Genomic DNA, 13,536 nt, shown 5'->3' with positions numbered 1-13,536 from the left:
CATCCTTAATTAGGCATTAAGCGCGGTATATCCATTTCTTTTCCATCTTCTCTGGCACATAATCCATCATCCAATCCGCCAATTTTGCCGCATCAGATTCCACGTGTAGTGCCGTTAAATTACGTTCTTTCAAAAAGCCTTCTTGAATCATGTGTTGTAGTTGCTGCAACAATAAATCATAATAACCAGCGGTATTAAATATAGCGATAGGCATTTGATGCAGATCCAGCTGCTTCCAAGTTAACATTTCAAACAATTCATCAAAAGTCCCAAAACCACCAGGCATAGCAATAACCCCATCGGCCATTTCGGCCATCAATTGCTTTCTCTCATGCATGGATTCTGTCACGTGGCAAGTCTGAATTCCCAAGTGCTTCACTTCCCATGGCTCCATAAAAGATGGAATGACACCAATAACTTCCCCGCCTAAACGCAGGTACTCATCGGCCATGACGCCCATTAAACCAACACTTCCCGCTCCGAAAATAATGGAGCAATCGTGCTTCTTCAATTCTTGAGCTAATCGTTTAACTTCTTCTTCATACACGGGGTTATTCCCCTTTGATGAACCACAGTAAATCAATATTTTTTTTGACATATTAAGGGATTAAATCCTTGAGAGCTTCTGAAAATCGTACAAATCTAAACGAAAAACCGGCTTCTTTCTGTATGCGATTCGAAGAAACTAAATTTCCACCGGTCACTAAAACCGCCATTTCACCTAATGCTAATCGTAGAGCAAAAGCTGGAACAGCAGGTAAAAATAAAGGTCTGCGCATGGCATGTGCTAACAGCTTGTTCAATTCGGATTGACGAAGTGGTTCAGGTGCTACGGCATTATAAACTCCATGCATCGATTTTTCTTGTAATGCCCATTGGAACATGCCTATCAAATCTTTCAAATGGATCCAAGACTGCCACTGTTTCCCTGTTCCAATATTGGCCCCTACAAACCAACGAATCGGTTTTTGTAAAACGGGGAAAATACCTCCTCCATTTCCCATAACCAAACCTATTCGGAACTTAACCACACGTATTCCTAAGTCCTCAATTCCTTTCAGGCTCCCTTCCCAAGCTTGCGTACAAGACGCAATAAAATCCTGGCCAGGCTCTGTGCTTTCTTCACACAATTTCTCCCCTGTATCTGCCCCATAATAACCAATGCCCGATGCAGAAACCAAGGTATGCACTTGATGTGGATACTGTTTCAAGGCATGATACAACGTTTGTGAACTTTGGACCCGAGATCGAGTTAACTCTTCCTTCCTGGCATTTGTCCAGCGTTGCTCTGCAATTCCCGCACCTGCTAAATGTATGATGGCATCAACCCCTTCCAAAGCCCGCCTATCCATTTCTCCTTTGGCAGGATTCCAAAGAAAATCACCTCCACGACGGGATAAAATAACTACCTCTTGACCACTCTCTTTCAATTGCTTTTGCAATTCTTGCCCAATAAAACCCGTACCCCCAGTGATCAGTATTTTCATCAATTTAGTTTCCTTTCTTAATCGCTTGATAGATCACTTCATTGATTCCTGTTCGGATATTCATGTCGCTAATCTTACTATTATTTCGGGTTGGATATACACGATTGGATAAAAAGACATAAACTAAATCATGGGCAGGGTCAATCCATGTGTAAGTTCCGGTAAAACCTGAGTGTCCAAAACTTTCTGCGCTAGCTGAAGCTGCTGCTGAAATCCCTGGCTTTTTACGATCAGGCTTATCAAATCCAATTCCTCTGCGGGAGTTTTCATCGATGGAAAAAGGATAGGATGTCCACGTTCTCATCGTTTCTTCCTTGATAAACTGTTGGCCTCCATAATATCCTCTTTGCAAATACATTTGCATCAATTTAGCTAGGTCATTGGCATTCCCAAATAAGCCCGCATGTCCGCTTATGCCATCCAGAAGTGCAGCTCCCTCATCATGCACTTTTCCATGAATTAAGGTCTTCCTGAACAAAGAATCATATTCCGTTGGCACAATTCTATCCATTGGGAAATGCTTATCTGCTTGGTAAACCAAGGTACTAGCACCCAATGGTTTATAAAAAGTATCGGATAAAAATTCCGTCCATTCTTTACCCGACATGCGAGGAGAAACCCTTGGTAAATAATAGTAAGAAAGATCGGAATACACATATTCTTTCTTTTCTCTCAAAGGTGAGTTTTTAATCGCAGCAAACAGTTGGCTAGATAAACTGCTATGTCCCCACAAGTTATCCGTAATCTTGATCGGATATTCTTCTGAATATTGATAAGAGATGGTTTTAGGTTTCCAGCGAGTTACTTCGGATTTTATATCGACACAACTATCCCAAAGCATTTTGTATTGCTGCTTAATCAATGCTTTCACACGGTCTTCACCTTGCGTTTTGGTAATAAATTTCTCCACGACTGTGGTTTTCAAATCTTTCTTGGCAAATCGCTCATTGAATTTCTTACTATGAAAAATCATGTCAGTACTATCTACATATTCTTGCCAAAACGGAATCCAAGCTCTTAATCTAGCCTGATGAGTCAGTACATCAATATATTTCAAATTCGCTTTATTGGAGGCCTTTAGATCCGGAATTAAGGCTCCCATCCCCTCTTGAAGAGAAAATTTTCCTTCATCTTCCCATTTCATTAAAGCAGGAATGGATGTCGATATTTTAGTAATAGAAGCTAGGTCAAAAATATCCGTTTTGCGCAAAGGCGTACTGGATTCATAGGTTTGATTTCCAAAAGCTTTATGATAAATCACTTTCCCTTCTTTGGCAATTAAAACAACTACCCCTGGGGCACCTTTAACTTGAATGGCTAATTTAGCTAATGAATCAACTTGTTTATTTAGGTAAACACTTTGAATTCCGACAGCTTCTGGCAATACATTATACTGCAAACGGGCTAAGGTTGGTGTGGAAATCCCCATTCCTCGAACAAACTTGGTATTTAAGGTCACGGGGAACTTTCCCGAAGCAGGCAAACCACCGAAAATCAACTGAGCTGCCACTTCTTGTTGGGCTATCCCATCTTGATACATAGTAATCAAGGCCGCTGCTTTTTGCAAAGAATCGAACTTGGTGAGAGTAAAGGCATTGCCTAAATGCACCACTACGGTCTTTGGACTTATAAAACGATCTACCAAGGTTTTGATGGGAGCTTTAATACTATAATTATTGGCTGGACGAATGGAAGTTCCATGAATTCCCAAAAGCACGACATCGTATGCATTTAATTTTGTTTGGGTATTAGCTATCGTAGTATCTGCACTCGTTTCATCTACATAAAAATGATCCATTTCCATATAGTTTTGGGCCATTTTTTGAAACTCCGTAGGGAAAGTACTTCCATAATTAGCCTTGCCAATGGCAAGCGTGGCCACTTTTAATTGATGTACATTTCGAAGAGGAATCAAGTTGTCTGTATTCTTCAACACGGTAGCCGTTTTTTCTGCCAACTGTTTATTCAGTACTTCTGAATGAATCGGATTTAAATCTTCAATCAGGTTTTCAATGGCAATAGGTTGATACTGATCCAATCCTGCCCATGCTTTAGCATTCAATATTTTTTTAACTCGAAAGTTCAAATCTTCTTCTGTCAATTCGCCAGAAGTAATCGCCTTTTTAATGGCATTAAAAGCGGAAGGCACATCCACAAAGGTTTCTAAAATATCATTACCTGCTAAAATGGCTTTCACATTGGCCGTTCCTTCGGGAAACATTTTGGTAGCTCCCTTCATGTCCATGGCATCGGTAAATACCAGCCCTTCAAACTTCAATTCATCACGTAATAAGCCTTTGACTATCGGTTTTGAAAGCGTTGATGCCAAACTGGCTGTGGTATCTAAAGAAGGAATATTGAGATGCCCCACCATGATTCCTTGCAAACCTTTTTGGATTAACTCTCGATATGGGAATAATTCCAAACTATCCAGTCGACTGCGACTGTGGCTTAGAATGGGTAAGTCATAGTGAGAATCTGTGCCTGTATCTCCATGACCAGGAAAGTGTTTTGCAGAAGTAATAACTCCTCCTTTTTGAAGCCCACGCATATAAGCCAAAGCTTTCTGTGTCACTAAATCACGGTCCTCGCCAAATGAACGAAAATTAATAACCGGGTTATTGGGATTATTATTCACATCCACCACAGGAGCATAATTGATATGGACACCCATACGCTTACATTGCTGCGCTATTTGGAAACCCATCTTTTCGATCAATGCATCATTCCCTTGCATGGCTCCGAGCGTCATTTGGTAGGGATAGCGAACGGTTGAATCCAAACGCATATTTAAGCCCCATTCTAAGTCCATGCCTATAAATAATGGCACTTTGGACATGGCTTGTAATTTATTGACAAGTCTAGCTTGATTAGTAGGATAACCAGCAAAAAACACAAATCCACCCACATGATAGTCTCTCACAATGGAATTCAGGCGGGCAGTATCATAAATAGGCCCTGTATTTCCACGAGGCATTAATACTTGACCAATTTTTTGGTCTAAGCTTAAAGTAGCATAAACGGAATCCACCCATTTCTGTTTGGCATGAGGAAATAAACTGGATTGTGCCCAAGCAGAAGAAGTAATGAGTAAGGAAAATATAAGCAGGAGACTATGGCTTATTACTATTTTTTGAAGTTTCATGGAATGGTCGAATTTGAAAATACCAAGTTGTGAAAATACGGCAAAAGCCTGAATCTTTGGGGCTTTGGGATTGATTTTTCGTAGTAATTTTTCTTAAGCCAGAAAGGAATTGTAATTTTGCACACCAAAAAAGATGAACGTATGAGAAAAAAGATTGTTGCAGGAAACTGGAAAATGAATAAAACAGCTGCAGAAGCTGTGGCATTAGCTGCTGAAGTAGCAGCATTAGTAAAATCGGATGTCCCATCCAACGTACAGGTAATTATGGCACCTCCATCGCTATTTATTTCTGAAGTAAATAAAGCGACTGAAGGAATTGCTAATTTATCCGTATCAGCCCAAACCTGCCATGAAAAGGCTTCAGGTGCTTACACAGGCGAAATTTCTGCTCCTATGTTGGCTTCTGCTGGTGTTCCCTATGTTATTTTAGGACACTCCGAGCGTAGACAGTATTTCCAAGAAAGCAATGCTCAATTGGCAGCTAAAGTAGATGCTGCTTTAGAAAATAAATTAACCCCTATTTTTTGTTGTGGAGAGAGCCTTGAGTTGCGTGAAGGTGGCGAATTTTTAGCTTTTGTGGCACAACAATTAACGGAGAGTTTGTTCCATTTAAGTGCTGAGGCATTTGGTCAAGTGGTAATTGCCTATGAGCCAATTTGGGCCATTGGTACTGGCTTAACAGCTTCTTCGGCTCAAGCACAAGAAATGCATGCTTATTTACGTCAGCATATTGCTGGAAAATATGGCCAAGCTGTCGCAGATGCATGTTCAATTTTATATGGAGGAAGTTGCAATGCACAAAATGCGGCTGAATTATTTGCATGTGCTGATGTAGATGGTGGATTAATCGGTGGAGCTTCTTTGAAAGCTGGCGATTTCATTACCATTGCTAAGTCATTCTAAAAATTTGATTTTTTCTAAACCTTGCCAGCGTTCCAAACGCTGTCAAGGTTAACGATAATCCTCTCAAAATCGTATCCAACAAACTGATATATGAAAGTTATCGCCTTTGATGCGGATGATACGTTGTGGGTTAATGAACCCTATTTCAGTGAGGCAGAACAACACTTCTGCCAAATGATGGAAAATTTCCTTCCCATTCATAGTACTTCACAAGAGCTTTTCAAAACAGAAATGGACAATCTTGATACCTATGGGTATGGAGTTAAAGGGTTTATGTTGTCCATGATTGAAACTGCCACTCGAATTTCTAAAGGAACTATTGGTCTAGATGGAATTGAACGTATTTTGGCTATCGGAAAGGAATTAATTCATAAACCCATTGAAATTTTACCGGGAGTAGAAGACGTATTAGAGACTTTATCTCAAAAATATCGTTTAGTTGTGGCAACCAAAGGCGATTTACTAGATCAAGAAAGAAAGTTAGCTAAATCTGGATTAGAGAAGTACTTCCATCATATTGAAATCATGTCCAACAAAAAAGAACATGATTATTTAAAATTAATCCATCATCTAGATATTCAAACAAACGAATTTCTCATGATAGGAAACTCCCTGAAATCGGATATTTTGCCTGTTCTGGCTATTGGTGGACATGGCATTCATGTTCCTTTTCACACCACTTGGGAACACGAACAAGTGTCACATCAGATCATTCATGAGAACTTCCGTGAAGTGAATGAAATGCTTGAAATTTTAGATTTTCTCTAAACCTTGACAGCGTTTGGAACGCTGTCAAGGTTAACGAAAGATTCGATTTTTTCTTGTCCAAGAAACTGATTAAACGCCTTCAGCGACTACTTCCTTCACTTGAGGCACCATTCGTGTCATTAAGGCCTCAATGCCGGCCTTTAAGGTCATGGTAGATGATGGACAACCAGAACAAGATCCTTGTAATAACACTTTTACTTGGCCAGACTCCTCATCAAAGGAATAAAAAGAGATGGCCCCTCCGTCAGATTCAACGGCTGGCTTTACATATTGCTCCAGTACTTCTTTGATTTTCGCAATCACTTCCGACTCCTCTGCATCCGAATCAGAAATAGCACTTTCAGGTAAACTGAAAATAGGTCTTTTCTCTTCGAAATATTTCTTCAAATATTTCTTGATTCCAAAAAGTTCATCCTCCCAAAGCACATGTTCTGCTTTGGTTAAAGTGACAAAATTACTTGTGATAAAAACACGCTTCACAAAATCAAAACCAAATAAAGCCACGGCCAAAGGGGAGTTTTTCTCCTTAGTTAATCCATCAGCAGGTTGAGTATAATCAAACGACATGCCATCAGGCAATAATTCCACATTGAAAACAAATTTCATGGACTGTGGATTGGGGGTTGACTCGGTGTATATATGTATCTGAGATTGCAGCATAGAATTTTTATTTAACCCAACAAAGGTAGGTGCTTTTTGGTTTCAAACACACAAAAAAAACCTGATGTAAAAACACCAGGTTCTTTTGATATCAATCAGACAAATTACTCAGCTGCTGGAGCTGCTTTCTTTGCTGGAGCTTTCTTTGCTTTTGGAGCTGCTTCTACAGCGGCTTCCACTGCTACCTCAGCCTTGGGAGCTGGAGCTGCTTTCTTCGCTGGAGCTTTGGCAACCGCTGGTTTATCTGCAGCTACTGCACTAGCAGCAATAGGCAAAACGTGAACGAAAGAACGACCTTTAAATCCTTTTTTGAAGGTTACAACACCATCAGATAAAGCAAATAATGTATGATCTTTTCCTACGCCTACATTCAATCCTGGATTGTGAGCTGTTCCTCTTTGACGAACAATAATGTTACCTGCGATAACTGCTTGGCCACCAAATAACTTAACGCCAAGTCGTTTACTATGCGATTCGCGACCGTTTTTGGATGATCCGGCCCCTTTTTTATGTGCCATGTTATATTATGTTAAACGTATAAAACGTTGATTAAACAATTATTTTAAAGAAATTGACTCGATCAAAACCTTCGTCAAATCTTGACGGTGACCATTCATTTTTTGGTAACTCTTTCTGCGTTTCTTCTTGAAAACCAAGACTTTCTCGCCACGAACGTGAGCTACAATTTTTCCTGTGATTTTAGCTCCCTCTACAATAGGGGCTCCAACGGTCACATCTCCGTCTTTGTCAACAAGTAAAACCTTGTCGAAAACCAGTGCAGCGCCTTCCTCGCCCGCCAAACGGTGGGTATAAACGGAACGGTCTTTTTCTACTTTAAATTGCTGCCCGGCAATTTCTACGATTGCGTACATTCTTTTATGTATTTAAGTGAAACAATCCCACGAGGCTAGGAATACCTTTCAAAAGCCTTTTAAATGGGGGTGCAAATATAAAAAGTTATTGGCAAACTTACAAGTAAGCCCTTGATTTAATTGATATTAATATACAAACTCCCCAAATTCACTTCGGATCGTCAACTTCTTACTTGTGGATGGTTCTACTCGACCAATCACTTGAGCTGGTATACCAAAGCTTTGAGAAATCTGAATAATCTGGTCTGCATACATAGGATTAACATAGATTTCCATCCGATGACCCATATTGAAGACCTGATACATTTCTTGATAGCTCGTTCCACTTTCTTTTTGAATCATCTCAAATAAAGCTGGTATCGGAAATAATTGATCTTTAATGATATGTACTTGATCCACAAAATGCATCACTTTGGTTTGCGCACCACCCGAACAATGTACCATGCCGTGTAAATGTGGGCGCAACTCCTCTAATATTGCTTTGATCACAGGAGCGTAAGTTCTGGTAGGAGACAGAATCAATTGACCCACATTCATGGGTGTACCAGCAACAGCCTCCTCTAATCTTCTAGACCCAGAGTAAACTAAATCACGGGGAACCTGAGGATCAAAACTTTCTGGATATTGACCCGCTAAATAGTGCCCCAATACATCATGACGCGCCGAAGTTAAGCCATTACTTCCCATTCCGCCATTGTAGGTTTTCTCATAATTAGCTTGGCCATCTGATGCCAAACCGATGATGACGTCTCCCGCTTGAATATGCTCATTAGAAACCACATCCGAACGTTTTAAACGGGCAACAACCGTACTATCCACAATAATAGTTCGTACCAAATCCCCCACATCTGCTGTTTCACCTCCAGTACTGTAAATACCAATCCCATTATCTCGAAGCATCTGTAATACCTCCTCGGTACCTTGAATAATCTCAGCAATAACTTCCCCTGGGATCAAATTTTTATTTCGACCAATCGTGCTGGATAACAACATATGGTCCGTTGCCCCCACACATATTAAGTCGTCCGTATTCATAACAACTGCATCCTGAGCAATGCCTCTCCAAACAGAAATATCTCCTGTTTCTTTCCAATAAAGGTATGCCAAAGAGGATTTTGTACCTGCACCATCCGCATGCATGATGTTGCAATATGCCTCATCTCCACCCAACATATCGGGAGAAATTTTGCAGAATGCTCTCGGGAATAATCCTTTATCTAAGGTCGATATCGCCTTGTGTACATCATCTTTTGATGCAGAAACCCCTCTTTGTAAATAACGATCTGAGGACATAATATTACGCTAATTTTAATTGTGCAAACTCTTTGGCAAAATAGGTCAAAATAACCTGGGCTCCTGCGCGCTTAATTGATAATAAACTCTCCAACATCGCCTTTTCTCCATCTATCCAGCCGTTTTGGGCTGCTGCTTTTACCATGGCATATTCCCCTGAAACATTATAAGCGGCTATCGGTAAATGACTATTCTCTTTTAATAAGGCAATGATATCCAAATAGGCTAAGGCTGGTTTCACCATTAAAAAATCAGCACCTTCCATCTCATCTAATTCTGCCTCAATCAAGGCCTCACGACGATTGGCAGGATTCATTTGATACGTTTTTTTGTCACCAAACTTAGGCGCAGATTCCAAGGCATCGCGGAATGGACCATAAAATGCTGAAGCATACTTAGCCGTATACGCCATGATGCCCACCTGAGAATAGCCCGCCTCATCCAATGCTTGACGCAAATAACCCACTCGACCGTCCATCATGTCCGATGGACCAATCAACTTGCTTCCTGCCTGAGCCTGAGTAATGGCCATCTTGGCTAATACCGGTAGGGTTTCGTCGTTTAAAATCTTACCATCTTTAACGATGCCATCATGTCCATCTGAACTATATGGATCCATCGCCACATCGGTCAATAAGCTGATTTCTGGGAATCGCTTACTGATTTCATAAATAGATTCGGTATAAATATTTCCCTTTTTATAGCTTTCTGTTGCCATGGAATCCTTTTTAGATTCCGGAATTTGTGGAAATAACGCAAAGGACTGAATCCCCAATTTGACACAGGATTCAATCTCCGCTAACAACAAGTCTAGAGTAAATCGATAAATTCCTGGCATGGAGGAAATCTCCGTTTGAGTATTTTGACCTTCCATAACGAAAAGCGGAAACATCATATCTTTAACAGATAATCGATTTTCTTCCACCATGGAACGGATTACGGCACTTTGACGATTTCTACGAGGTCTTTGCAACATATTAGATCCAATTAAGCTGCAAAGTTACAGAATAAATATTAACCCCGTTGCTCCAATTTAGCACTTAACTCCCCAATCTTCCTTTGTAATTCCAGAATAAGACGCAAGGATTCATCAAATTCCTTTCGCATCACAAAACTATAACCCTCACTTGGATTTACATCATTCGTATTGCCAATGGTCAATGGGGGCTTATCCATCAAGATTTCTCCTAAATCGAACTCCAAGACCTCCGCAATTTGCTTCATTCGAGATAAATTCGGATCTGTTTGACCCCGCTCAATTTTAGAATAAGAGGATGTCGAAATATTTAATTTCATCGCCACGTAATCTTGGCTGTATCCTTTATCTGATCTAATTTTTCGAATGCTTTTTGCGAAGTCTTTCATCGCAGTAAAATTCCAAAAGAATTAGAGGATTGATGTGTGCGCCAAATGACATAAAATGAACTTTTGCGACATTTGCAATCGTTTGGTGACAAATTTTGTCATTTATCAATTACTTGATAATCCCTTGAAGCCATTTCTGGCAATCTAAGTTCAAATCTTCATCCAATTGATTCAATAATAATCCACGATCGGAAAGCTCCAATTTCAAACCTACAAAACTCATTAACTCGTTCAATGGCCCTTCCAATGGGTCGTTCCCCTCTACCCAAATCCGCCAAAAATTAGTCAAACTTGCTTCATACACCTCTTCCACCATTTGGTATACATCCGCTAAAGCATACCCTTGTTGCTTGATACCAAACCGATCATTCATAAGAACCATGACATCCCGTATCGATTTACGATGCGCAAATTTCTTACGAATCATCAAATCCAATGCCAAAGCCACAATAGCCCCTTTGTAATAAATGGAGACCCGTTTGCCCGGAATAGCCTTTCCATAGCCATCCAACCACAAATCAATCGAACTCTCAATCAACGATTGCTTGGATGCCCCATCCCTTTCAAAATGCAATTTCAAATTGCCTAAAAGAGAGGCTAAATATTCATCTGACCGATATACCCCAGAAGCTACTAAAAACCAATCTCCTAAATAGGTTGTCACTCCTTCCACAAACCATGCCGTAGGAAAATACACTTCTTCCGCATAATTGTAAGGCCATAATTCCATAGGACGAATTGTCGCAATATTCCACACGTGAAACAATTCATGAGAGGCCAAACCAATCAAATCATCGTATAAATCACGATCTGGTGGACCTAAAACCATCATCGTGGAACTTCGATGCTCCACTCCATGATAAAAAGCCTCTCCTTTAATCCAATGTAAAAAACGATATTCCTTCACGGGAAAATGCCCCATCCAATGTAATTGATAGGCCGCAATTTGTCGATAAGCCTCCAACAACTTGCCTTGAAACATACTTGTTGGACCAATCCCTTCTGCCCAAAAATGAACATCTCCTTCTTGCCAATGATGTTGAATTATTTCCTCACTGGCCATGAAGGTAGAATCCACCAATTCTCGATAGCTAGGAGCAAGCCACAGCCCCTTTTTACTCTCTTTCAACGTTGTAGACACCTTCCAAACTTTAGGAATATCTACATTAACTTCACAAGAAATTTCTTCTTGGCCTTGTACAAACATCAAACAGGTAATGAAATTAACATATATCATCTCCTCATTCGATACGCTTCCTCCAGCATCTGCCTGCTGGGCAAAATAGGAATAACGCACTTCCACATGTTGATTTTTAATTCCCTGAAATTCCCATGAAGAAGTTCCCCTTTTGTTAAGTTTGATTACCTCTCCAGCCGAATCAAAAGCTCTTACATGTGGAATGTTCTTAGAAAAATGCTGAGCCTGATATCTCCCCGGTCGCCAAATAGGCAATTGCAGTCTAATAGTACCCGACTTAGCAACTTGAAATCGAAAAACGATATTCAAAAAATGCTCCTCCGTTTCGGAAGGAGTTAATTGATAAAATGCTACTTGCTTCATGATGCCATCACTTCTTGTAAAACCTGCCACGAACGAATCTCTCCAATGGACTCCATATGAATTTGATAATATTGCAACATGATTGCTACCAATTCCTTGCGTTGTAATTTAGTCATTGAAACCGTTTTCCCATAACCAGCCCCAATTAATTCCCCTAAAATAGGAGATAAGCTTCCTATTTTTTCCGCTCCAATCCATGGGCTCATTTGACTAAAAAACTCCGCAGAACTACTGGATCCAAAACCCAAATAGGCACTCAATTCCCATAAAAATTGAATATGAAAATTCTCGACATGGGCTTCTGCCTTATCCAAAAATTGGAATGATTCCTCCAAAAAATCAAATAAAGGGCTGTTTTCTTCTTCTTCTTTCAAAACTTTTCCTAAAACCTCACTTAAGAAAAGTGCGATACTGGACTTAATGATATCAAAAGGTATTTGCTGATAAGGATAATAACATTTGGCCTCAGAAATCCGATGTAAGCCTTTGCCCGGTTTATGATAAACTTCCAAATCCAACAAGGTCAATGGCTGAAAAAGAGCCATTTTATGTTTGGCTTTGGCTGAACGAACCCCATTTTCTATGTAGGAAGCTATTCCGAACTCTGCCGTGTAGATGGTGATCAAGAGGGAAGTCTCACGATACCGCATGTTGTTAATGACCAAACCCCTCGTTTTCCGCTGCATCGACTAATAAATCTTATTTTCTTCTTCTACTGTTAAGCCTACCTCGAAAGCTATTTTGTCTAAAATAGCCTCCACCGAATCATGTTCTTGAAATTGTATCGGTTGACGAAACTCGACTTCCAATTGCGTATTTCGCATTTTTAATAACAATCCCTTTTTATCAAAGGCCCTTCTAAATCCATTAATCCTCACAGGAACTACAATAGGGTTTGTACTTTTAATTAAATGAGCTGTTCCTTTACGTAAAGGAGCAAAAGCCCTCGTAGTTCCTTGCGGGAAGCTAATCACCCATCCAAAACCCAAGCCTTTCTTGATTTTTTCAACCGCCTCTAAATCTACTTCTCGCTTGACATTCTCTCCTTTGGCTCGCCAAGATCTGTTCACCAAAATGGCTCCTGCTTGGGCAAAAACCTTAGGCAAAATACCATCATCCTTCATTGTTTCTGCGGCTGCAACATAAAACAAATTGGATCGAGGTGCCAACAAATAAATAGGATAATTAACCGAATTTCTAAAGCCCCATTTGACCGAGAAAAAGATATGATATAAACAAATCACATCCATAAAATAGGTCTGGTGATTCGATAAAAACAAAACCCCTCGTTCAGGCAATTCATCTAAATGCTCAGTCCCTTTGATTTTAGTTTTATTGTACATCACCAATCGACTGTAAGTCAAAAAGCCTAAAACCACCATAATAATACGCTTAAACACAATAGGATTGCCAAATGGATCTCTTTCTCCAAGACCCAGCGTATCCATAAATTGAAATAAGCGCGTTAATTTTGATGCCATA

Annotated in this window: 13 protein-coding genes and 1 pseudogene; 2 read left to right on the top strand and 12 right to left on the bottom strand. The window is 40.1% G+C overall.

The features are described 5' to 3' along the window. Nucleotides 1-16: 16 nt before the first annotated feature. Genes HME7025_RS00310 through HME7025_RS00300 form a run of 3 tightly spaced genes read right to left on the bottom strand, consistent with a single transcriptional unit; the run spans nt 17 to nt 4,632 of the window. The gene (locus HME7025_RS00310; RefSeq protein ID WP_109321726.1) at nt 17-598 is read right to left on the bottom strand and encodes an LOG family protein; all 582 of its coding nucleotides are present in this window, start codon (nt 596-598) and stop codon (nt 17-19) included. A 1-nt stretch (nt 599) separates the two neighbouring features. Beyond that, nucleotides 600-1,487 carry a TIGR01777 family oxidoreductase gene (locus tag HME7025_RS00305; protein ID WP_109321725.1) on the bottom strand — a complete coding sequence of 296 codons (888 nt, stop codon included), beginning with the start codon at nt 1,485-1,487 and terminating at the stop codon, nt 600-602. A 4-nt stretch (nt 1,488-1,491) separates the two neighbouring features. Beyond that, on the bottom strand, nt 1,492-4,632 hold the full coding sequence (locus tag HME7025_RS00300; RefSeq protein WP_109321724.1) for a glycoside hydrolase family 3 N-terminal domain-containing protein: 3,141 nt from the start codon (nt 4,630-4,632) through the stop codon (nt 1,492-1,494). Nucleotides 4,633-4,773: 141 nt separating this feature from the next. Between HME7025_RS00300 and tpiA the strand changes: the two genes are divergently transcribed. Both tpiA and HME7025_RS00290 read left to right on the top strand, forming a co-directional pair. Then, nucleotides 4,774-5,535 (top strand): triose-phosphate isomerase, encoded by a 762-nt coding sequence (gene tpiA / locus HME7025_RS00295; protein ID WP_109321723.1) that lies wholly within the window; start codon nt 4,774-4,776, stop codon nt 5,533-5,535. Between the two features lie 90 nt (nt 5,536-5,625). Beyond that, nucleotides 5,626-6,303: an HAD family hydrolase gene (locus tag HME7025_RS00290; RefSeq protein WP_109321722.1), complete on the top strand. Its 678-nt coding sequence runs from the start codon at nt 5,626-5,628 to the stop codon at nt 6,301-6,303. Nucleotides 6,304-6,372: 69 nt separating this feature from the next. Here the strand turns inward: HME7025_RS00290 and HME7025_RS00285 are convergent, their stop codons facing one another. From HME7025_RS00285 to HME7025_RS00245, 9 genes and pseudogenes are all read right to left on the bottom strand, one after another. After that, complete coding sequence (locus HME7025_RS00285; protein WP_109321721.1) at nt 6,373-6,963, bottom strand: NifU family protein; 591 nt, start codon at nt 6,961-6,963, stop codon at nt 6,373-6,375. Nucleotides 6,964-7,223: 260 nt separating this feature from the next. Beyond that, nucleotides 7,224-7,481: pseudogene (gene rpmA, locus HME7025_RS13480) on the bottom strand (50S ribosomal protein L27); the annotation flags it as partial. A 39-nt stretch (nt 7,482-7,520) separates the two neighbouring features. Further along, nucleotides 7,521-7,835, bottom strand: coding sequence for a 50S ribosomal protein L21 (gene rplU, locus HME7025_RS00275; protein ID WP_109321719.1), 315 nt, complete (start codon nt 7,833-7,835; stop codon nt 7,521-7,523). 126 nt (nt 7,836-7,961) lie between these two features. Next, a complete protein-coding gene (locus HME7025_RS00270) occupies nt 7,962-9,128 on the bottom strand; it encodes an AIR synthase related protein (protein WP_193495339.1) in 1,167 nt (388 codons plus the stop codon). Between the two features lie 4 nt (nt 9,129-9,132). Beyond that, nucleotides 9,133-10,104, bottom strand: a complete 972-nt coding sequence (gene hemB / locus HME7025_RS00265; protein ID WP_109321717.1) for a porphobilinogen synthase — start codon at nt 10,102-10,104, stop codon at nt 9,133-9,135. A 38-nt stretch (nt 10,105-10,142) separates the two neighbouring features. Then, on the bottom strand, nt 10,143-10,493 hold the full coding sequence (locus HME7025_RS00260; protein ID WP_109321716.1) for a helix-turn-helix domain-containing protein: 351 nt from the start codon (nt 10,491-10,493) through the stop codon (nt 10,143-10,145). Nucleotides 10,494-10,602: 109 nt separating this feature from the next. Then, a complete protein-coding gene (locus HME7025_RS00255) occupies nt 10,603-12,084 on the bottom strand; it encodes a M61 family metallopeptidase (protein WP_154401906.1) in 1,482 nt (493 codons plus the stop codon). Further along, nucleotides 12,051-12,740: a DNA repair protein RecO gene (gene recO, locus HME7025_RS00250; RefSeq protein WP_109321714.1), complete on the bottom strand. Its 690-nt coding sequence runs from the start codon at nt 12,738-12,740 to the stop codon at nt 12,051-12,053. Before recO ends, HME7025_RS00255 begins: the two co-directional genes overlap by 34 nt. A gap of 3 nt (nt 12,741-12,743) precedes the next feature. Next, nucleotides 12,744-13,535, bottom strand: coding sequence for a lysophospholipid acyltransferase family protein (locus HME7025_RS00245; RefSeq protein ID WP_109321713.1), 792 nt, complete (start codon nt 13,533-13,535; stop codon nt 12,744-12,746). Between the last annotated feature and the right edge of the window lies 1 nt (nt 13,536).

Origin of the sequence: Aquirufa nivalisilvae (genome assembly GCF_003143535.1) — a bacterium.
GTDB lineage: Bacteria > Bacteroidota > Bacteroidia > Cytophagales > Spirosomataceae > Aquirufa > Aquirufa nivalisilvae.
Note: the sequence above shows the minus strand (reverse complement) of the source record. Positions and strands in the feature narration are given on the sequence as shown.

What these genes read in the sequence shown, in the direction of transcription:
- HME7025_RS00300 (WP_109321724.1), bottom strand. Translation starts at nt 4,632, where the DNA reads ATGAAACTTCAAAAAATAGTAATAAGCCATAGTCTCCTGCTTATATTT.
- HME7025_RS00310 (WP_109321726.1), bottom strand. Translation starts at nt 598, where the DNA reads ATGTCAAAAAAAATATTGATTTACTGTGGTTCATCAAAGGGGAATAAC.
- HME7025_RS00245 (WP_109321713.1), bottom strand. Translation starts at nt 13,535, where the DNA reads ATGGCATCAAAATTAACGCGCTTATTTCAATTTATGGATACGCTGGGT.
- rplU (WP_109321719.1), bottom strand. Translation starts at nt 7,835, where the DNA reads ATGTACGCAATCGTAGAAATTGCCGGGCAGCAATTTAAAGTAGAAAAA.
- HME7025_RS00305 (WP_109321725.1), bottom strand. Translation starts at nt 1,487, where the DNA reads ATGAAAATACTGATCACTGGGGGTACGGGTTTTATTGGGCAAGAATTG.
- HME7025_RS00285 (WP_109321721.1), bottom strand. Translation starts at nt 6,963, where the DNA reads ATGCTGCAATCTCAGATACATATATACACCGAGTCAACCCCCAATCCA.
- HME7025_RS00290 (WP_109321722.1), top strand. Translation starts at nt 5,626, where the DNA reads ATGAAAGTTATCGCCTTTGATGCGGATGATACGTTGTGGGTTAATGAA.
- tpiA (WP_109321723.1), top strand. Translation starts at nt 4,774, where the DNA reads ATGAGAAAAAAGATTGTTGCAGGAAACTGGAAAATGAATAAAACAGCT.
- hemB (WP_109321717.1), bottom strand. Translation starts at nt 10,104, where the DNA reads ATGTTGCAAAGACCTCGTAGAAATCGTCAAAGTGCCGTAATCCGTTCC.
- recO (WP_109321714.1), bottom strand. Translation starts at nt 12,740, where the DNA reads ATGCAGCGGAAAACGAGGGGTTTGGTCATTAACAACATGCGGTATCGT.
- HME7025_RS00270 (WP_193495339.1), bottom strand. Translation starts at nt 9,128, where the DNA reads ATGTCCTCAGATCGTTATTTACAAAGAGGGGTTTCTGCATCAAAAGAT.
- HME7025_RS00260 (WP_109321716.1), bottom strand. Translation starts at nt 10,493, where the DNA reads ATGAAAGACTTCGCAAAAAGCATTCGAAAAATTAGATCAGATAAAGGA.